The sequence below is a fragment of the Streptomyces sp. NPDC093018 genome (assembly GCF_040684035.1).
GTDB lineage: Bacteria > Actinomycetota > Actinomycetes > Streptomycetales > Streptomycetaceae > Streptomyces > Streptomyces murinus.
Genome location: NZ_JBFBFF010000003.1, coordinates 176,183 through 194,254, shown reverse-complemented (window position 1 = coordinate 194,254; position 18,072 = coordinate 176,183). Strand labels below are relative to the sequence as shown.

16 protein-coding genes are annotated in these 18,072 nt (G+C 70.5%); 14 read left to right on the top strand and 2 right to left on the bottom strand.

The window, feature by feature from the left end:
* Positions 1-56 precede the first annotated feature (56 nt).
* From AB0N90_RS08160 to AB0N90_RS08120, 9 genes are all read left to right on the top strand, one after another.
* On the top strand, positions 57-1,613 hold the full coding sequence (locus AB0N90_RS08160; RefSeq protein ID WP_365193940.1) for a hypothetical protein: 1,557 nt from the start codon (positions 57-59) through the stop codon (positions 1,611-1,613).
* A gap of 2 nt (positions 1,614-1,615) precedes the next feature.
* Complete coding sequence (locus tag AB0N90_RS08155; protein ID WP_365193938.1) at positions 1,616-3,736, top strand: hypothetical protein; 2,121 nt, start codon at positions 1,616-1,618, stop codon at positions 3,734-3,736.
* A 222-nt stretch (positions 3,737-3,958) separates the two neighbouring features.
* Complete coding sequence (locus AB0N90_RS08150) at positions 3,959-4,150, top strand: hypothetical protein (protein WP_365193937.1); 192 nt, start codon at positions 3,959-3,961, stop codon at positions 4,148-4,150.
* A gap of 19 nt (positions 4,151-4,169) precedes the next feature.
* Positions 4,170-4,670, top strand: a complete 501-nt coding sequence (locus tag AB0N90_RS08145) for a hypothetical protein (RefSeq protein ID WP_365193935.1) — start codon at positions 4,170-4,172, stop codon at positions 4,668-4,670.
* Positions 4,671-4,688: 18 nt separating this feature from the next.
* Positions 4,689-4,979: a hypothetical protein gene (locus AB0N90_RS08140; protein ID WP_365193933.1), complete on the top strand. Its 291-nt coding sequence runs from the start codon at positions 4,689-4,691 to the stop codon at positions 4,977-4,979.
* Between the two features lie 105 nt (positions 4,980-5,084).
* On the top strand, positions 5,085-5,978 hold the full coding sequence (locus AB0N90_RS08135) for a bifunctional DNA primase/polymerase (RefSeq protein WP_365193931.1): 894 nt from the start codon (positions 5,085-5,087) through the stop codon (positions 5,976-5,978).
* 2 nt (positions 5,979-5,980) lie between these two features.
* Entirely contained in the window at positions 5,981-7,453 is a 1,473-nt protein-coding gene (locus AB0N90_RS08130) for an ATP-binding protein (protein WP_365193929.1), read from the top strand.
* 470 nt (positions 7,454-7,923) lie between these two features.
* Entirely contained in the window at positions 7,924-8,163 is a 240-nt protein-coding gene (locus AB0N90_RS08125) for a helix-turn-helix domain-containing protein (protein ID WP_365193926.1), read from the top strand.
* Between the two features lie 84 nt (positions 8,164-8,247).
* Positions 8,248-9,516, top strand: coding sequence for a site-specific integrase (locus AB0N90_RS08120; protein WP_365193923.1), 1,269 nt, complete (start codon positions 8,248-8,250; stop codon positions 9,514-9,516).
* Positions 9,517-9,591: 75 nt separating this feature from the next.
* On the opposite strand, the gene AB0N90_RS08115 is transcribed toward AB0N90_RS08120, so the two are convergent.
* Positions 9,592-10,953: a glutamine synthetase family protein gene (locus AB0N90_RS08115; protein WP_037656358.1), complete on the bottom strand. Its 1,362-nt coding sequence runs from the start codon at positions 10,951-10,953 to the stop codon at positions 9,592-9,594.
* Positions 10,954-11,225: 272 nt separating this feature from the next.
* Between AB0N90_RS08115 and AB0N90_RS08110 the strand changes: the two genes are divergently transcribed.
* Entirely contained in the window at positions 11,226-12,407 is a 1,182-nt protein-coding gene (locus AB0N90_RS08110; RefSeq protein ID WP_365193920.1) for a globin domain-containing protein, read from the top strand.
* A gap of 52 nt (positions 12,408-12,459) precedes the next feature.
* On the opposite strand, the gene AB0N90_RS08105 is transcribed toward AB0N90_RS08110, so the two are convergent.
* Positions 12,460-12,912: an Rrf2 family transcriptional regulator gene (locus tag AB0N90_RS08105; RefSeq protein ID WP_365193917.1), complete on the bottom strand. Its 453-nt coding sequence runs from the start codon at positions 12,910-12,912 to the stop codon at positions 12,460-12,462.
* Between the two features lie 142 nt (positions 12,913-13,054).
* On the opposite strand from AB0N90_RS08105, the gene AB0N90_RS08100 reads away from it, so the two are divergent.
* The 4 genes from AB0N90_RS08100 to AB0N90_RS08085 all read left to right on the top strand — a co-directional run bounded on the left by AB0N90_RS08100 (position 13,055) and on the right by AB0N90_RS08085 (position 18,069).
* Positions 13,055-13,765 carry a DUF3105 domain-containing protein gene (locus AB0N90_RS08100; protein WP_365193914.1) on the top strand — a complete coding sequence of 237 codons (711 nt, stop codon included), beginning with the start codon at positions 13,055-13,057 and terminating at the stop codon, positions 13,763-13,765.
* On the top strand, positions 13,762-14,415 hold the full coding sequence (locus AB0N90_RS08095) for a DUF305 domain-containing protein (protein ID WP_365193912.1): 654 nt from the start codon (positions 13,762-13,764) through the stop codon (positions 14,413-14,415). Before AB0N90_RS08100 ends, AB0N90_RS08095 begins: the two co-directional genes overlap by 4 nt.
* 235 nt (positions 14,416-14,650) lie before the next feature.
* A complete protein-coding gene (locus AB0N90_RS08090; RefSeq protein WP_365193910.1) occupies positions 14,651-16,600 on the top strand; it encodes a S53 family peptidase in 1,950 nt (649 codons plus the stop codon).
* 239 nt (positions 16,601-16,839) lie between these two features.
* A complete protein-coding gene (locus AB0N90_RS08085) occupies positions 16,840-18,069 on the top strand; it encodes an epoxide hydrolase family protein (protein WP_365193908.1) in 1,230 nt (409 codons plus the stop codon).
* Positions 18,070-18,072 lie beyond the last annotated feature (3 nt).

Here is an 18,072-nt window from a genome sequence, read left to right as displayed (position 1 = left end):
CAATCGCCTCCTACAGCCCTGGCCGGGCCCTACTCCGCGAAGGAGTGGCATTCAGCATGACGGATCTCAGCACCGAAGCGGTAGCTGTTGAGGCTCCCGCTCCCGAACCGCCGCCTCCGCCCGAGCCCAAGTCCACTGCGGTCAAGGACGACAAGGAGGTGGAGCACACCCCCGGTGGGTGGCCCGTCGTCCCGCTGGCCCTGACAGGGGCGAACAGCACGGTGGGCGCGGTCGCCGCCGCGGGCCTGGCCGGTGGTCCGGTCGCCGCCGTGGTCGCCGCGACCGGCGCCGTCGTCCTCGGCACCGTCGCCGCCGCCCGTTCCCGCAAGCCCAGTTCTCGCCGCGACGCGCGCCGGACCGCCGCGCGTGCCGCCGGCCATCGTGCAGCCCGCGCTGCGGGCCTGCGCCACGGCGGCACGGGCGCGGGGGCCGGGCGCGGCCGTTCGGCGTCTTCCGGTGCGGGTCGCACCGGCGGCAAGCCGGGCAGCGGGCTCGCACAGCAGCGGCGCGGCCACAGCCCCACCGCCCACCGGTCCGGCGCCGTCGACCTGTCCAAGAGCAGGTCGACCGGGCGGGGCGCGCTCAAGCACGCGGCCGACAGCACCGCGGGCAAGAGCACGGGCCGTGCAGGGCAGGTCAAAGCCCTGCGCGCCGCGCAACACGCTGGCGGTGGAACGCGCGCCGACCGGCGGGCGCAGACCACCGGTGCGCGCCGTGCGGTCGCCGACGCCCGCCGCGACGCCCGCGCCGCCTCCCGTGCGAGCAGGGCCGCGGGCGGGCAGGGGACGGCGCGGCGTGCGGCGGGATGGGCAGCAGGGAAGGCCGCGTCCGGGTCCCGGGCCCTGGTCAACCGAGCCCGTGCCGCCCGCGACCGGCGAACCGACGCCCAGGTCAAGGCCCGGCGCGACCAGGTCCGCAAGGCGCCCGGCCGCCGCCGTGCCCGGTGGGGGCTGCTGAAGTCGGCGGCCCGCTTCCAGGGCCGCCGACTGCTCGCCGCCGTCCTCGGCGGCGCGGTGGGGATGCTGGGCTGTCTGACCACGCCGCTGGGCCGCAAGCTCGGCTGGAAGTGGCTGATGCACCCCGGCCGGCGGCTGTACCGGCGGCTGATGCAGGCCGCCCGCGAGCAGCGCGCCGCCCGTGACGAACAGATCCGCGAGCGCCTGCGCGCCGAGGAAACCATCACCGACACCGACGCGGTCGGTGACCGCGTCGAGCGGCCCGACCGCATCGTCCCGACTGCTCCCACGGCTGATCAGGAGGCCATCCACGTGTCTGGTTTCAAGTTCGAAGAGGCCGCGGCGGAGATGGAGAACGCCGCCCGCGACTACGAGCCCGACGGGAACATGGAAGTTCTCACGATGATCGACAACCTCCCCACGGCGCTGCTGTCCGTCGCCAACACCTTCCGCATCCTCGCGGAGCGCTCGGACGAGGAGTTCGCCTTCGAGAAGAACATCGCGGACGGCTTCGACGACATCCACCGCACCCTGCTCAACGCCGTGGACGCCGCCGACACCCTCGTCCCGCTCTTCCGCGACGTCCACGCCGCGGACATCGCCCGCCACGAGGACCCCCGCAACGGGGCCGAGGCCGAGAAGGGCTGGAACGTCTGATCATGGCCACCACCGCCACCAAGCCGAGTGGCCCGGTGCTGGACTGGGCGGCCGGTCACGGACCCGTGACCGGCGCCCTGTCCGCCACCACCGGAGCCTTCGCCCTCGCCACCACCGGCGCCGCCACCGGCATGCCGCCCGGCTGGGCCCTCACCGTCGGCGCCGCCGGTGCCCTCGGCCACACCGTCGCCGGCCTGCGCGCCCGCAACGCCGGCCGAACCATCGCCTCCCGCGCCGCCTCCTGGCTCGTCGGCGCGGGATGGACCACCTGGGCCATCACCCACGGCCCCCTCACCTGGACCGCCCTCGGATCGCTCGCCACCATCGGCGTCGGCATCGGCGCCGCCACCCGCTCCACCAACCTCCACGAAGAGGCACGGGAAGAGGAAGCGATCACTGCGGCCGAACGGCAGGTCGCCGAAGAACTGTCCGCCGAACGCCGCACGATCGCCACGGAGTGGGTGGAGCGCATCCAGCGGGTGTGCGGGATCAGCGTGCGTGTCCTCGCGGTCGAGTCCTGGCCCACCGGGACCGGGTACTCCATCGACGCCGAACTCCCGCCCGGCGGCGCCACCTACGCCAAGATCGCCTCTGAGTCGGCGCGCCTGTCCGCCGATGCCCGACTGCCGCACGGCTGCACCGCCACCGCGTCCCCTGGCATCCACCAGGGCCGGGCCATCATCGACGTCACCACCGTCAACGTCCTTGAGCAGGAGCGGACCTACCCGGCCGAGTATGGGCCGCTGTCCGTACACACCGGAATCCCGTGGGGCTACCGCACCAACGCCGAGGAGATCCTGGCCTATCTGCGCGAGCAGTGCGCCCTGGTGGTCGGGCCGACCGGCTCGGGCAAGACGAACATGGTCCACGCGATCCTGGCCGGGTTCGCCCGCGCCGAGGACATCCTGACCTGGGTCATCGACCTCAACGCCGGATCGGCGGGCCTGCCCTGGGTCCTCCCGGCACTGAATGGGGAGATCAAGCGGGCGGACGGCGGCCCGGTCCGGCCCGGGATCGACTGGCTCGCCGGCACCCACGACGAGGCCATGACGATGCTGGACACCGCGGTGAAGGTGGCCAAGCAACGCAAGATGGCCTACCAGGACCTGCTCGCCCAGGCCAACACCGACCTACTGCCCATCAGCGCGCGCATCCCCCAGATCATGCTGGTCATCGATGAGGGCGCCGAGATCCTGGCCAGCAGCGACCGCAACGTGCGCAAGCTCGGGGAGAAGATCCTGGAAGTCATCCGGATCGCCCGCGCCATGGGCGTCCGCACCGTCCTCACCGCGCTCGGGGCGACCGGGAGCGTGCTGGGCAACCTCATGATCCGTCGCGAGGCCAAGGTCCGCGTCGCCCTGACCGGGGGTGAGACGGAAGGCATGGACCTTTCCAAGATGTTCCCCGGCACCCGCGGACTGCGCGTCGAGCAGGCCCCGTTCAAGGGCGCCGGGTTCATGGGCACCCCCGAGTCGCCGGCCGCCCTGTTCAAGGCGTGGCGCATCCTCCCGAACCAGATCCGCGAGATCATCGCCGCCACCTCCGACCGGCATCCGACGCTGGACGACGTCTCCGCCAAAGCCGCAGGCCCCGCCTACGCCCGCCGCTGGGACACCGACCGCACCGCATGGATGCGCGAGCACACCCTCGCCACCGACGACGGCACCCCGAGCGGGCCCGCGTCGCAGGCCGCTTCGGGCCGGGCCGGACTGAACCTGTCCGCGCTCCGCGGCAAGCCGGCGCCGGACCCGGTGGAGGCCGAACTGGCAAGGTTCCGGGAGCAGATCGACGCCGAGTTCGCCACCGCCCCCGACCCGGCCACCACCCGCCCGGAGAAGCCCGCGGGCGAGCGGGCCGGGCTGAACCTGTCCGCCCTGCGCGGCGAGCAGGACAGCCCCGCACAACGGGCGGCACTCACGCTGCTGCTCGCCGCCGGCCCGGACGGCACCGGTGCTTCCGCGATCGCCCGCGATCTCGCCGACGAGCACGGCACGACCCGGCAGACGGTCGTCGGCTGGCTCAAGACGTGGGTGCAGGACGGCACCGCCGTCCGTATCGGGGAGGGCACCAAGGCCCGCTACGTCCACCACCGGCATGCCCCCGAACAGCCCTCCGAGGGCTGACCGGACAGCGCCTGTCGCCTCCCCGGAGACACAAGCCCCTCTACCGGGCCGTGGGACCCGGAAACGGCTTCTGACCTGGGAGACGACAAGCGACAAGACAAGACAAGCGACAAGCCGCACGACAAGCCAGACGACAAGCAACGCGACAAGCGACAGCACGGGCCGCCCCCAACACCCCGGGGGCGGCCTGCCGCGTTGCAAGACCCCCTCGGGAGGCCGCTCGTGATCGTGACCCTGTCCGCCGTCGCACTCTTCGGAGTGCTGGCACTCGTCCTTCTGCGCGGCCGCTACGTCGGCCCGTTCAGCGCGCTCGTGCTGTTCCTGTTCGGCTTCTTCACCGCCGGCACCGGCGCCGCCACCACCATCACCGCCGTGTGCCGCGCCATCGCCGGCGCCGCCCGCCAGATCACCTGACCCCGGCAGGGAGCCCGCCATGCCCGACCACGACCCCACGCCCCGGCCGCTGCACATGACCGATGCCGAAGCCGACGCCGAGGCCCGCCGGATCCTCGCTGACGCCTACCAGCCCACACCGCGGATGGCGACCGCCTACCGCGATCCGGCCCCGCTGCCCGCGTACGGGTCCACGCCGCCCGTCGTCCAGCCGGACAACCGGATCGTCCCGGCCTGGGCGGCCGGGATGGCGGTGGCCGGGATCGGTGTCGGCGCCACCTGCGTCGGGGTCGGCTGCGGCATTTGGCTCGCCTGCAAGGGATTCGCCGCCGTGACCCTCTCGTCCGTGCTGTTCGTGACGCTGCCCATCGCGGCCCTGGCCGCCGTCGTCACCGCCATTGGGTCCGCCGTGCGTTCGGCCAAGGCCACCCGCACCGAGACCCACCACCACTACACCGGCCCCGTCCGGATGGAGAACAACACCATCACCGCCCCCGCGTACGGGCTCATCGCCCGCAACCGCAACGAACTCAACCGCTGACCTGGAGAGATGCCTGGCATGGCTGACACGATCACCATTCGGCTTGAGGTCAAGGACCAGGGCCTACCGGACATCACCTACCGCAACAAGCGGATCGTGACCCCGGAGGTCATCACCTTCATCTACGTCCCCGACAACCCCGGCTCGGACCACGGCATCTACCCCGTGCGCGCCGAGGTGGAAGGCCCCTGCCGTGGCGCCCGGCCCGGGATGCGGGGGCCGAGGCGCACCACCGAGTGGTTTTACCGCAACTGGCCCCAGGACTGGCCCGACTGGCTCATCGCCCTCGCCGCCGCACACCGCCCCTGACCCACCCCGCCACCGACCACCAGCACAACCGAGGGCGGCCCCCGCATCTCGCCAAAGAACCGGGGCCGCCCTCGTTCCACCCACTTCAACAGTGGAGGTCTCAGCATGACCCAACCGACCCTGATCCGGCGAGGGTGTGATGGCATGGATGCGCTACCCGATCCCTTGTCTTCTGCGCTGGCGCTGGCCGCTACCGGCGTGCCGGTGATGCCCTTGCGCCGAGGGAAGCTGCCGTTCGGGAACTGCCCGGACTGCGCCGGGAATCCCGCCCGGTGCGGTGGCCGGCCGAACATGAAGACCCCCGGCCCCTGCACCTGCCCGGCGCCCTGCCACGGCTGGGCCGCCGCCACCACCGACCCCACCGTCCTCCGCTCCCCTCAGTCGGCACGGGCATGGCGTGAGGCGGCAGCGGTCGCGTACCACCCCGGCGGCGCCGGCCTCACCGTCGTGGACCTCGACAACGCCGACGCGATCGCTTGGGCCCGCAAGGCGCTGCCCGCCACACAGACGGTGGCCACCACGCGCGGCGAACACTGGATCTACCGGGGCACGATGCCGTCCGCCAACGGCGTCCGGCCCGGCGTCGACATCAAGTCCCTGATGGCCTACGCCCGTTGGCTCGACTCCGGCATCGGCACCATGGCGGAGCTGCCGGACGTGGTGCGCGTGCTGATCGTGAAGGTACCCGGCACGGTCCAGGCGGCGGCGCGCACCATCACCGTGCCCGCGCCGGCCGTGGGCGGGGAGTGCCGTCACCGCACGCCCGCCTACCTGGAGCGAGGTATCGCCATGGCGGAGCAGCGCATCACCGCGGCCCGCGAGGCGATCCACGCTACCGTCTACCGGACCTTCCTGGCCGTGCTGTCGACGCATGGCCGGTGCGGCTGCCTCACCGACGTCCACATTGCGCGGCTGTTCGCCGCGGCGCAGGCCAAGGGCGAGTCCCCGCGGCACTGCACCGACGCGTGGACCAACGCCCGCACCGCACTGGGGATGTAGCCGTGTCCGAGGACGAGAAGAACCCGGCCCGCGAGGTCATCACCGACTACGCGCAATCGCACTTCCGGTACTTCCGCACCGCCGACGGCACCGTGTACGCGCAGAAGAACGGGCACCCCGTGGCCCGCCCGATCCGCTCCCAGGGCACGTCGGGAAGCCACCGGCAGGAACTCATGGTCGGCCTGTTCAAGGACGGGATCGGCGTGTTCAACGGGACCGCGCTCAAGGAGGCGTTGGACTTGATCGAAGCACTCGCGATGACGGAAGACGTACAGGCTGTTCACATCCGAGTGGCGCCCGGGTTCGACGGCGCGACCTGGTTGGATCTGGGCCGCAGCGACGGCCAGTCCGTCCGTATCCACCCCACCGGCTGGGACATCGCCGTCCCCGACCCGCGCGAGGTCTGCTGGCGGCGCACCCAGCTCACCGGCGAACTCCCCCTGCCCGCCAAGGACACCGAGGGCAAGGGCATCGACCTGCTGCTGCGGCTGTGCAACTTCGCCACCGCGGAGACCGAGTGCCTGGCCATCGCCTGGCTGATCGGCTGCCTCGGCCCGTCCGTGCCCGTCCCCGCCCCGTTCCTCACCGGCCCGCAGGGCGCCGGCAAGTCCACCGGCGGACGGATGCTCGTGCGGATCATCGAGGGCATGAGCGGCGACCTGCGCCGCGCCCCGAAGGACGAAGAGAACCTGATCACAGCGGTGGCGGCAGGATGGGTCACGGCCCTGGACAACCTCTCCCACATGACCCCGGAACTGTCCGACGCCATGTGCTGCATCGTCACCGGCGCCGAGAACGTCAAGCGCGCCCTGTTCACCGATGGCGACGTCTTCCGCGCCCGCTACCGCCGCCCCCTGCTCCTGACCGGCATCGACGTCGGAGTCATCCGGCCCGACCTCGCCGAACGGCTCCTGCCACTACGCCTGGAGCGGCCCAAGGTCCGGCGCACCGAGGCGGAGCTCTGGGCGGAGTACGCGGAGGTGTTGCCCGTCGTCCTCGGCTCGCTCCTGGACCTCACGGTCAAGGTCCGCGCGGTCGAGACGGAGACTCCCACCGATCTGCGCATGGCGGACTTCGCGCACCTGTGCGCCCAGCTCGACGCGGCGACCGGCCTCGGCGCGCTCACCGCCTACCGGGCCAGTCTGGACGACCTCAACGACGACGTGATCGAGGGCGACCTGCTGGCGCAGACCGTCCTGAGGCACGCCGCGGACATCGAACCGGGCGCAGCGCAGCGGATGACCTCCACCGAGTGGCTGCACTGCCTCACCCGCCTCTACACCGGCGAGGACTTCCGCCCCCTGCCCAAGGGCTGGCCCACCACCGGCAAAGTCCTCTCCGACCGCCTCAAGCGCCTCCAGCCCACCCTCGCCGCCCGCGGCGTCCTCATCGACTCCGGGCGCACCAAAGACGGCCGCTACCTCGAAATGACCCGCCTCACCGCGCAGACGTCACACGAGCAACAGGCGTTCTGACGGCGGCCGGCACCGGCCCTACGAGCAAGAGGAGCACCGGGGGCGGGGTGCTCCTCTTGCTGTTCGGCGGCGTCGCCGCCCTGCGATGGACGCGCCGCGAAGCGGCTCCTTCTTCACGCCCTGAGCCGCACTGCACCACCACAGACACCCGCCTCCTTTTTTCCTAAGTAGGAACCGCTGCGTCACCTGCGTCACCCGGGCCCCCAAAACGGCGGGTGACCTGCGCAGAAAGGGTGACGCAGACGGCCCGTCTCTGCGTCACCCCGCGTCACCTGCGTCACCGATGACAGACAGCCTGCGTCACCGATGACGCACCCCCAACGCCCTGCGTCACCGAAAAACCGCAGGTCAGAAGCCTGAATGACGCAGATGACGCAGATGACGCAGAAATCCCCACCTCGGACACACGCGGGCTGCCAGCTACTGAGTCCAACCCCATTCGCAGGCTCTGCCTTCTTCTGGAGGTCTCATTGCCGACCGTTGTCGCGAGCGACACCCGCGCGACCCTCCGCGGGGGTCTCCCGGATCGGTATCTCACCCCGGATGACATCGCCGACATGTTCGGCGTGCCGCTCGAAACCGTCTACCAGTGGCGCAGGAAGCACACGGGCCCGCCCGGGTTCCGCATCGGCAAGCACGTCCGCTACGACCCCGCCGACGTGCGTGCCTACGTCGCCCAGTGCAAGACCTCCGCTCAGGACGCCGCCTGACGCGTCCGATCAGCACCGTTCAGCCCTCGGGAGGGCCACACCGTGGTCCTCCCGCTCCATGTCCAGAAGGGAACGCCGACCGAGATGGCAGGCCACATCCAAGACCGCTGGTACAAGACCGAGACCGACGCCAACGGCAAAACCGTCCGCCTCAAGACCGACCGCCACGGCACCGGCCTGCGCTACCGGGCACGCTACGTCGGCCCCGACGGCACCGAGAAGTCCAAGAGCTTCCGCGACGGACAGAAGCGCCTCGCCGAGAAGTGGCTCAGCAAGACGGAAGCCGACATGAACAGCGGCACCTACGTGGACCCGGCTGCCGGCCGAGTGACGTTCGGGCAGTACGCCGAGAAGTGGTTGAGCACCCAGACCACCGACCTGACGACCCGCGAGACGGTCACCTCCGCGGTTCGAGGACACGCGATCCCCTACCTTGGCACGCGCCCCCTCGGCTCCTTCAAGCCCGAGCACATCCGGGACTGGCTGAGCGAGTTGGAGCGGGCACTCCCCGCGACGTCGTACCGGCGCGTGATCTACAACAATGTGTCGACCATCCTCAACGCGGCTGTGGACGACGGCCACTTGCCGAAGAACCCTTGCCGCGCGCAGTCCGTACGTCCTCCCGCGCCAGGTACCGGCCGCGTGGTGCCGTGGACGGCTGAGCGCGTCTTCGGAGTCCGGGAAGCGCTTCCGGAGCGCTTCCGTGCGGCGGTCGACCTCGGAGCGGGATGCGGTCTGCGCCAAGGGGAGATCTTCGGACTTCCCGTCGATGAGATCGACTTCGAGTCCGGCTGGCTGCACATTGTGAACCAGGTGAAGGTGACGACCGGCGGTCTCGTCTTCGGCCCGCCGAAGCGGGACAAGCTCCGTGACGTTCCACTGCCTGACCGTGTGGCTGACATCCTCAAGCGCCATATGAAGGAGTTCCCGCCGGTCTCGATCACTCTGCCGTGGCTCCGGAAGGACGGCCGCATGGTGACGCGCCAGTTGCTGTTCACCCGTCTCGACGGCGCGGGCGCGGTGCGGCGTACCGACTTCAACGACCGTGCCTGGAAGCCCGCTCTTGTCGCGGCTGGGGTCATCCCCGAGCCGAAGCCCGGTGAGCGTCACCAGGCTGCACGCGAGCACGGCATGCACGCGCTGCGGCACTTCTACGCGTCGGTTCTGCTGGATGCCGGGGAGAACATCAAGGCGTTGAGCCACTACCTGGGGCACAACGATCCAGGGTTCACGCTGCGGGTGTACACGCACCTCATGCCGAGTAGCGACGCACGGGCCCGGAACGCCGTGGACGGTCTGTACACGGCCACCGATCCGGCGCAGGACGGCCCACAGACGGCCCACGGGCACTGACACGACGTGGGGCCGACGGCTGCGAACCGTCGGCCCCACACGACCGGTCTACGAGAAACCCACTCTGACCTGCGCCTACAGCACCGGCAGGTTCTTGCGCAGCTCGAACGCCGTCACCTCGGACCGGTACTCCTCCCATTCCTGGCGCTTGTTGCGGAGGAAGAAGTCGAAGACGTGTTCGCCCAGGGTCTCGGCGACCAGGTCGCTGCGTTCCATCAGGGTCAGGGCCTCGCCCAGGTTCTGCGGGAGGGGTTCGATGCCCATCGCGCGGCGTTCGGCGTCCGAGAGGGCCCAGACGTCGTCCTCGGCGCCCGGCGGGAGCTCGTAGCCCTCCTCGATGCCCTTCAGGCCGGCGGCGAGGAGGACGGCGTAGGCCAGGTAGGGGTTGGCGCCGGAGTCCAGGGAGCGGACCTCGACGCGGGCCGAGCCGGTCTTGCCGGGCTTGTACATCGGGACGCGGACCAGGGCGCTGCGGTTGTTGTGGCCCCAGCAGATGTAGGAGGGGGCTTCGCCGCCCGCCCCCGCCGTCCGCTCCGAGCCGCCCCAGATGCGCTTGTAGGAGTTGACCCACTGATTGGTGACGGCGGCGGCCTCCGCGGCGTGCTTGAGCAGGCCCGCGATGAAGGAGCGGCCCACCTTGGAGAGCTGGTACTCCGCGCCGGACTCGTAGAACGCGTTGCGGTCGCCCTCGAAGAGCGAGAGGTGGGTGTGCATGCCGCTGCCCGGGTGCTCGGAGAAGGGCTTGGGCATGAAGGTGGCCTGGACGCCCTGTTCCAGCGCGACCTGCTTCATGACCAGGCGGAAGGTCATGATGTTGTCGGCCGTCGAGAGGGCGTCGGCGTAGCGCAGGTCGATCTCCTGCTGGCCCGGGGCGCCCTCGTGGTGGGAGAACTCCACCGAGATGCCCATCGACTCCAGCATCGTGATCGCCTGGCGGCGGAAGTCCATGCCCACGCTGGTCGGCGTGTGGTCGAAGTAGCCCGAGTTGTCGGCCGGTGTCGGGCGGGTGCCGTCCAGCGGGCGGTCCTTCAGCAGGAAGAACTCGATCTCCGGGTGGGTGTAGAAGGTGAAGCCCAGGTCGGAGGTGCGGGCCAGCGCGCGCTTGAGGACGTAGCGCGGGTCGGCGAAGGACGGGGAGCCGTCCGGCATCAGGATGTCGCAGAACATCCGGGCCGTACCGGGGGTCTCCGCGCGCCACGGCAGCATCTGGAAGGTCGACGGGTCCGGCTTGGCGATCATGTCGGACTCGTAGACCCGGGCGAAGCCCTCGATGGCGGAGCCGTCGAAGCCGATGCCCTCGTCGAAGGCCTGCTCCAGCTCGGCGGGGGCCACGGCGACGGACTTGAGGAAGCCCAGCACGTCCGTGAACCACAGGCGTACGAACCGGATGTCGCGCTCCTCCAAGGTACGGAGCACGAACTCCTGCTGCTTGTCCATCTTCCGATTCCCCATCCTTGCTGGTCAGGAGCATCCCACCACAACACCGTTTCATCCGTGTTGCGGACCTTGATCGCCCCGACGTCCACCTACTGAACGCCTCTCTTACGGCAGGTGTACTGCCCTGACGCCCATCTTGCCTGTCGGCGGCGGCATCCGTAACGGCCGGGCGGGACGGGGTGGGGGCGTGAGGCAGGACACCCCTCTTAAATTTGCATCTCGGATGCATATTTAAATAGCGTTCGATCAGTCGAGATCGCAAGGAGTCCGCGATGTTGTCCGAGCAGTCCGCTGCCACCGTCCGCGCCACCCTCCCCGCCGTGGGGGCCGCCATCGAGCAGATCACCGAGCGCTTCTACGCCCGGCTCTTCGACGCCCACCCCGAGCTGCTGCGGAACCTGTTCAACCGCGGCAACCAGGCCTCCGGCGCCCAGAAGTCGGCCCTCGCGGGCTCCATCGCCGCGTTCGCCGGGTATCTGGTCGAGCACCCGGACCAGCGGCCGGACGCGATGCTGAGCCGCATCGCCCACAAGCACGCCTCGCTGGGCGTCGTACCGGAGCAGTACCCGGTCGTGCACGAGCACCTGTTCGCCGCCATCGCGGAGATCCTCGGCGACGCCGTCACCCCCGAGGTCGCCGCCGCCTGGACCGAGGTCTACTGGCTGATGGCCAACGCCCTCATCGCCGTCGAGAAGCGGCTGTACGAGGAGAGCGGCAGCCAGGAGTTCCGGGAGTGGGAGGTGGTGGGGAGGGAAGAGGAGACCGCCGAGGTCGTCTCCTTCCGGGTGCGGCCCGCCGACGGGTCCCCCGTGCGGGGCTTTCGCGCCGGGCAGTACGTCTCCGTGGGGGTGAAACTGGCCGACGGAGCGCGGCAGATACGCCAGTACAGCCTGTCCGGGGCGCCGGGCGAGGACGTACGGCGGTTCAGCGTCAAGCGGGTGCACGGGGGTGCGACACCGGAGGGGGAGGTGTCCGCTCACTTGCACGCGCGGGTACGGGTGGGTGACATGCTCCAGATTTCGGAGCCGTACGGCGATCTGGTGCTCGACGGTGTCGCCGGGCGGCCCCTGCTGCTCGCCTCCGCGGGCATCGGCGTGACCCCGATGGTCGCCATGCTGGCCTCGCTCGCGGCCGACGGGCACGACGCGCCGGTCACCGTCGTGCACGGCGACCGCTCCCCCGCGGACCACGCCCTGCGCGTCGACCACCAGGCGCACGCGGACAAGCTCGCGGACTCGGACGTCAGCTTCTTCTACGAGCGGGACGCCGGGCCCGGCGACCGTACCGGTCTGGTCGACCTGTCCGTAATCGACATCGCGCCCGGCACCTGCGCCTACCTCTGCGGGCCGCTGCCGTTCATGCGTGCCGTGCGCGGTCAGCTGATCGAGAAGGGCGTGGCACCGGCCGACATCCACTACGAGGTCTTCGGGCCCGACCTGTGGCTCGCCGCCTGAACGGTGAAGAGGGCCGCTCGCCGGAGGTTCCGGTGGGCGGCCCTTCGCGTCATCAGGGGAGCGGGGCTCCGGGCGGGCGCATCGAGATGCCCAGCAGGACCGGGCCGGTGGGGTCCCTGACGATCTGGTCCAGGGTGATCGGGTCCAGGGAGCCGTAGAACGCCTCCTGGGCCCGGCGCAGCGCGCCGCGCAGCCGGCAGTCCGAGCGCAGCGGGCAGGGGGTGGCGCCCTCGCACTCCACCACCTCGTCGTCGCCCTCGAAGGTGCGCACGATCGCGCCGACGGAGGCCGTACGGCCCCGTTCGGTGAGCGCCAGGCCGCCGCCGCGGCCGCGGCGGGCGTCGACCAGGCCCAGGTGCTGGAGTTCGGCGACGACCTTCGCGGCATGCGTGTAGGGCACGCCCATGTCCTCGGCGACCTTGCGGGTCGCGGGCGTGTCCTCGGTGGATACGGCGAGGCGCATCAGGATGCGCAGGGCGAGGTCGGTGGAACGCAGCAGCCTCATGGCGCGAGCGTAAATAATACGCATCCCAGGTGCAAATTTAACCCTTTTGCCGTGCTCGCTCTACGGCGGTTCCCCACTCCCCCATTACGATCAGCGGGCTCCACCCCCTGTCCGCCCCCTCCCCCCAGAAGGACATCGCCTCATGGGTTCCGCCAACAACAGCAGCAGCGCGGCGCGCAAGGCGCGCATCGAGGAGATGCGGCGCGCCGAGCGTTCGCGCGCGCGCCGGAACCGGACGCTGGTCATCGCCGCGTCCGTGGTCGTCGTCGCCGGGCTCGTCGTGGGCGGTGTCGTCCTCGCGGACTCCGGGTCCGGGTCCGGGAAGAAGGACACGGCCGCGAGTGGCGACAACGGCAAGGACACCGGGGATGTGAACAGCAAGAGCTCCGGGGACTCCGGGCACTTCACGACCGGGAAGGACGGCGTGCGCACCTGGAAGGGCACGCTGTCGCGGACCCATGTGACGACCCCGGTGTCGTATCCGATGCATCCGCCGGTGGGCGGCAACCACAACCCGGTGTGGGCGGACTGCAACGGTGACGTCTACACGCAGCAGTTGCACGACGAGAACACGGTGCACTCGCTGGAGCACGGCGCGGTGTGGGTGACGTACACCCCCAAGGCGGCGAAGGCCGACATCGAGGCGCTCTCGGCGAAGGTGAAGAAGACGCCGTACTCGCTGATGAGTCCGTACGAGAACCAGGCCGCGCCGCTGATGCTGTCGGCGTGGGGGCACCAGGTGGCCGTGAAGAGCGCGAGCGATCCCGAAGTGAACAAGTTCTTCGAGGAGTTCGTGCAGGGGCCGCAGACGCCGGAGCCGGGTGCCTCGTGCACCGGTGGGGTGATGAAGTGAGCCGGCGTGCCATCGGCTGGGCGGCGGGGGCCGCGGCGGCGGTGCTCGTCGCGGCCGGCGCGGTCACGTACGCGGTCGCCGACTCGGGCTCCGGCTCCGGCTCCGGTGACGGGAAGGCGGCGCAGAAGACGCCGACCGCGGACTCGGCGGACGCGGGCTTCGCGCGGGACATGGCGGTGCATCACCAGCAGGCCGTCGAGATGTCGTACATCGTCCGCGACCACACGAAGGACGAGGACGTACGGCGGCTCGCCTACGACATCGCGCAGACGCAGGCCAACCAGCGCGGGATGCTGCTGGGTTGGCTGGATCTGTGGGGGCTGCCGAAGGTGTCCGCGGACCCGCCGATGACCTGGATGGGCATGGGCGGCATGGTCACGGCCAAGGACGGCTCGCTGATGCCCGGTATGGCCACCAATACGCAGATGAAGAAGCTCGCGACCCTCAACGGGAAGCAGGCCGAGATCTTCTATCTCCAGCTGATGACGAACCATCACAAGGGCGGCATCCACATGGCCGAGGGCTGTGTGGCCAAGTGCACGGTGGGCGTGGAGAAACGGCTGGCCCAGGGCATGGTGGACGCGCAGCAGTCGGAGCTCCAGGTGATGGCCGGGATGCTCAAGGAGCGCGGAGCCAAACCGCTCTCCTGACCAGGGAACAAGTCCCTTCGTAACACTGCCGTAAGGAAAAACCGCTCAAATCCCCCTACGTGATGGTTACTTGAGCTTCTCTTTCCGTCCCGTTTACCTGGCATGAACGGTTCATCGGTCAGAGTTGCCCCCATCGTGTGATCCATTCGCCGGCTGTTCACCACCGCCGCCGGCCGGCGCGGAACCGCGTGTACCTACCTACTACGTGCATGCGCAACGCATCGCAGGGGGTTCTATGAGATCCAACCGCACGCGCGCCGTGAGCATGGCAGCCGCGCTGCCCATGATCGCCGGTGCGCTGGCGCTGGGCATACCCGCGGCCCACGCCGCGGACAGCCCCGCCCGCAACGCTCTGAAGGGCACCAAGCCGCTGTGGGCCACGGCCAAGGCGGACAAGGGCGCGACCAACAACGGCTCCCAGGTCAAGGCCCGGGTGTACCTGGCCGGCCAGGACTCGGCGGGCCTCGCGGCCTACGCCAAGGCCGTGTCCGACCCCAGCTCGCCGTACTACGGCAAGTACCTGTCGCCCAAGCAGGCCCAGACCCGCTTCGGCGCCACCAAGGCCCAGGTCGCCGCCGTCAAGTCCTGGCTGACGTCGGCCGGTCTGAAGGTCACCGAGGTCACGCAGCACTACGTCGCCGTCTCCGGTGACGTCGCCTCCGCCGAGAAGGCGTTCGGCACCCAGCTGCACAACTACGCCAAGGGTTCGAAGACGTACCGCGCCCCGGCGCAGGCGGCCTCCGTCCCGGCCGGCCTCAAGGGCACCGTCCTGACCGTCACCGGTCTGGACAGCGCCCCGCACAAGGCCGACCACGACGACACGCTGCCGCCCCCGGACGCGGTGTTCAAGAACGCCGGTCCGTTCTCGTCGTACTACGGCTCGAAGACCGCGAGCACGCTGCCGTCCGCGTACGGCACCAAGCTGCCCTACGCCGTCAAGGGTTACACCGGCAAGCAGCTGCGCTCGGTCTACGGTGCCGGCAAGTACACCGGCAAGGGTGTCCGCGTCGCCATCACCGACGCCTACGCCTCGCCGACCATCGCCTACGACGCCGGCAAGTACGCGCAGAAGAACGGCGACAAGGCCTGGAAGACCGGTCAGCTGCACCAGTCGCTGCCGGCCAACTTCACCAAGACCGACGAGTGCGGTGCCGCGGGCTGGTACGGCGAGGAGACCCTCGACGTCGAGGCCGTGCACGCGGTCGCGCCGGACGCCGATGTCACCTACGTCGGTGCGGCGTCCTGCTACGACGACGACCTGCTCGACTCGCTGAGCAAGGTGGTCGACAACCACCTGGCCGACATCGTCTCCAACTCGTGGGGCGACGTCGAGGCCAACCAGACGCCGGACCTCGCGGCCGCCTACGACCAGGTCTTCCAGCTGGGCGCGGTGCAGGGCATCGGCTTCTACTTCTCCTCCGGTGACGACGGCGACCAGGTCGCCAACACCGGCACCAAGCAGGTCGACACCCCGGCCAACTCCGCCTGGGTGACCGCCGTCGGCGGCACCTCCCTCGCGGTCGGCAAGGGCGACAAGTACCTGTGGGAGACCGGCTGGGGCACCACGAAGTCCAGCCTGTCGACCGACGGCAAGAGCTGGACCAACTTCCCCGGTGCCTTCACCTCGGGCGCGGGCGGCGGCACCAGCAGCACGGTCGCCGAGCCGTACTACCAGAAGGGCGTCGTCCCGGACTCGCTCGCCAAGGCGAACAACGCCTCCGGCAACCGCGTCGTCCCGGACATCGCGGCCATCGCCGACCCGAACACCGGGTTCCTGGTGGGCCAGACCCAGACCTTCCCCGACGGGTCGCAGCAGTACAGCGAGTACCGCATCGGCGGCACCTCGCTGGCCGCGCCGACCATCGCGGCGGTCCAGGCCCTCGCCGAGCAGGCGCGCGGCGGCAAGGCGATCGGTTTCGCCAACCCGTCGATCTACGCGAAGTTCGGCAAGAAGGGCGTCTACCACGACGTCACGGACAACCCCACGGGCCACGGCCTGGGTGTCGTCCGCGTGGACTACGCCAACAGCATCGACGCCACCGGCGGCCTGCTCTACTCCGTCCGCACCCTGGGCAAGGACAGCTCGCTGTCCGCGACCAAGGGCTACGACGACGTGACGGGCGTGGGCTCCCCGGCGAACGGCTATGTCGCGTCGTACGCCAAGAAGAGCAGCAAGAAGCACTGAACGGCTCTGCCGAGCTGAACTGAGCTTCTGAAGAAGGGGACGTGGGGCCATCACCGGCCTCGCGTCCCCTTCGCGTTCCGCGTCCGTGCACGCGCTGCCGAGGGATTCGGCGGTTCTGCCGCGCACGGTGCCTCCCGGTGCCTCCTGGTGCGCACGAGGCATCCCGGTGCGGGCGGGGCCTCCCGGTGCGGGCGGTGCCTCCCGGTGCGGGCGGGGCCGGACACCTAGGCTGCACCACCATGACGACCGCACCGCAGGACAGCATCCGACCGTTCCGCATCGCGATCCCGGAGGGCGACCTGGAGGATCTGAGGAGCCGTCTGGACCGCACCCGCTGGCCGGACGAACTGCCGGGAGCGGGCTGGGAGTACGGCGTTCCGGGCGACTATCTGCGGGAACTCGCGCGCTATTGGCGGCACGAGTACGACTGGCGGGCGGCGGAGGCCCGGCTGAACCGGTGGCCGCAGTTCACGACCACCGTCGACGGCGCCCACCTGCACTTCGCACACATCCGCTCCCCGGAACCGGACGCCACCCCGCTGATCATCACGCACGGCTGGCCCGGCTCCCTCGCCGAGTTCGAGCGGATCGCGGGCCCGCTCACCGACCCCCGGGCGCACGGCGCCGACCCGGCGGACGCCTTCCATCTGGTCCTGCCGAGCATCCCCGGCTTCGGTTTCTCAGGACCCACCCGCGAGAAGGGCTGGGAGTACCGCCGGGTCGCCGCCGCGTTCGCCGAGCTGATGTCCCGCCTGGGGTACGGCCGTTACGGCGCCCAGGGCGGCGACTGGGGCGCGGCCGTCTCCCGGGAGCTGGGCCGTGCCCGCCCCGACCAGGTCATCGGCGTCCATCTGAACCTGCTGCCCGGCGCCGGTGCCACAGCCGAGCCGACGCCGGAGGAACTCGGCGCGCTCACCCCGGCGGAGGCGGAGCGCACCCAGGCGTCCTGGGAGCGGATGCGGGCCTGGAGCCGCGAGCAGCAGGGCTACGCGGACATCCAGTCCACCCGTCCGCACACCCTCGGCTACGGACTGTCCGACTCACCGGTCGGCCAACTCGCCTGGATCGTCGAGAAGTTCAAGGAGTGGACGGACTCGGCCGACCGTCCTGAGGACGCCGTCGACCGCGATCATCTGCTGACGAACGTGATGCTGTACTGGCTGACCAACACCGCCACCTCCGCCGCGCGCCTCTACTACGAGCGCGCGCACGCCGCCTACTGGGGCCGCCCGCCGGAGCCGTCCCGGGCCCCGACCGCGTTCGCCTCCTTCCCCGAGGAGAACTTCATCGCGCTGCGCCATGTCGCCGAGCGCACCGACAACATCGTCCGCTGGACGGAGTTCGACCGGGGCGGCCACTTCGCGGCGATGGAGCAGCCGGAGCCGCTGGTCGGCGACATCAGGGCGTTCTTCCGTGACTTGCGCGACGCGGGCGGCGCGGGCAGTGCGGGCGGCGCGGCCTCGTCGTGAGGG

Excerpts from the sequence above, each read along its gene's own strand:
- AB0N90_RS08160 (WP_365193940.1), top strand. The coding sequence starts at position 57 with ATGACGGATCTCAGCACCGAAGCGGTAGCTGTTGAGGCTCCCGCTCCC.
- AB0N90_RS08155 (WP_365193938.1), top strand. The coding sequence starts at position 1,616 with ATGGCCACCACCGCCACCAAGCCGAGTGGCCCGGTGCTGGACTGGGCG.
- AB0N90_RS08145 (WP_365193935.1), top strand. The coding sequence starts at position 4,170 with ATGCCCGACCACGACCCCACGCCCCGGCCGCTGCACATGACCGATGCC.
- AB0N90_RS08140 (WP_365193933.1), top strand. The coding sequence starts at position 4,689 with ATGGCTGACACGATCACCATTCGGCTTGAGGTCAAGGACCAGGGCCTA.
- AB0N90_RS08135 (WP_365193931.1), top strand. The coding sequence starts at position 5,085 with ATGACCCAACCGACCCTGATCCGGCGAGGGTGTGATGGCATGGATGCG.
- AB0N90_RS08120 (WP_365193923.1), top strand. The coding sequence starts at position 8,248 with ATGGCAGGCCACATCCAAGACCGCTGGTACAAGACCGAGACCGACGCC.
- AB0N90_RS08115 (WP_037656358.1), bottom strand. The coding sequence starts at position 10,953 with ATGGACAAGCAGCAGGAGTTCGTGCTCCGTACCTTGGAGGAGCGCGAC.
- AB0N90_RS08110 (WP_365193920.1), top strand. The coding sequence starts at position 11,226 with ATGTTGTCCGAGCAGTCCGCTGCCACCGTCCGCGCCACCCTCCCCGCC.
- AB0N90_RS08105 (WP_365193917.1), bottom strand. The coding sequence starts at position 12,912 with ATGAGGCTGCTGCGTTCCACCGACCTCGCCCTGCGCATCCTGATGCGC.
- AB0N90_RS08100 (WP_365193914.1), top strand. The coding sequence starts at position 13,055 with ATGGGTTCCGCCAACAACAGCAGCAGCGCGGCGCGCAAGGCGCGCATC.
- AB0N90_RS08090 (WP_365193910.1), top strand. The coding sequence starts at position 14,651 with ATGAGATCCAACCGCACGCGCGCCGTGAGCATGGCAGCCGCGCTGCCC.
- AB0N90_RS08085 (WP_365193908.1), top strand. The coding sequence starts at position 16,840 with ATGACGACCGCACCGCAGGACAGCATCCGACCGTTCCGCATCGCGATC.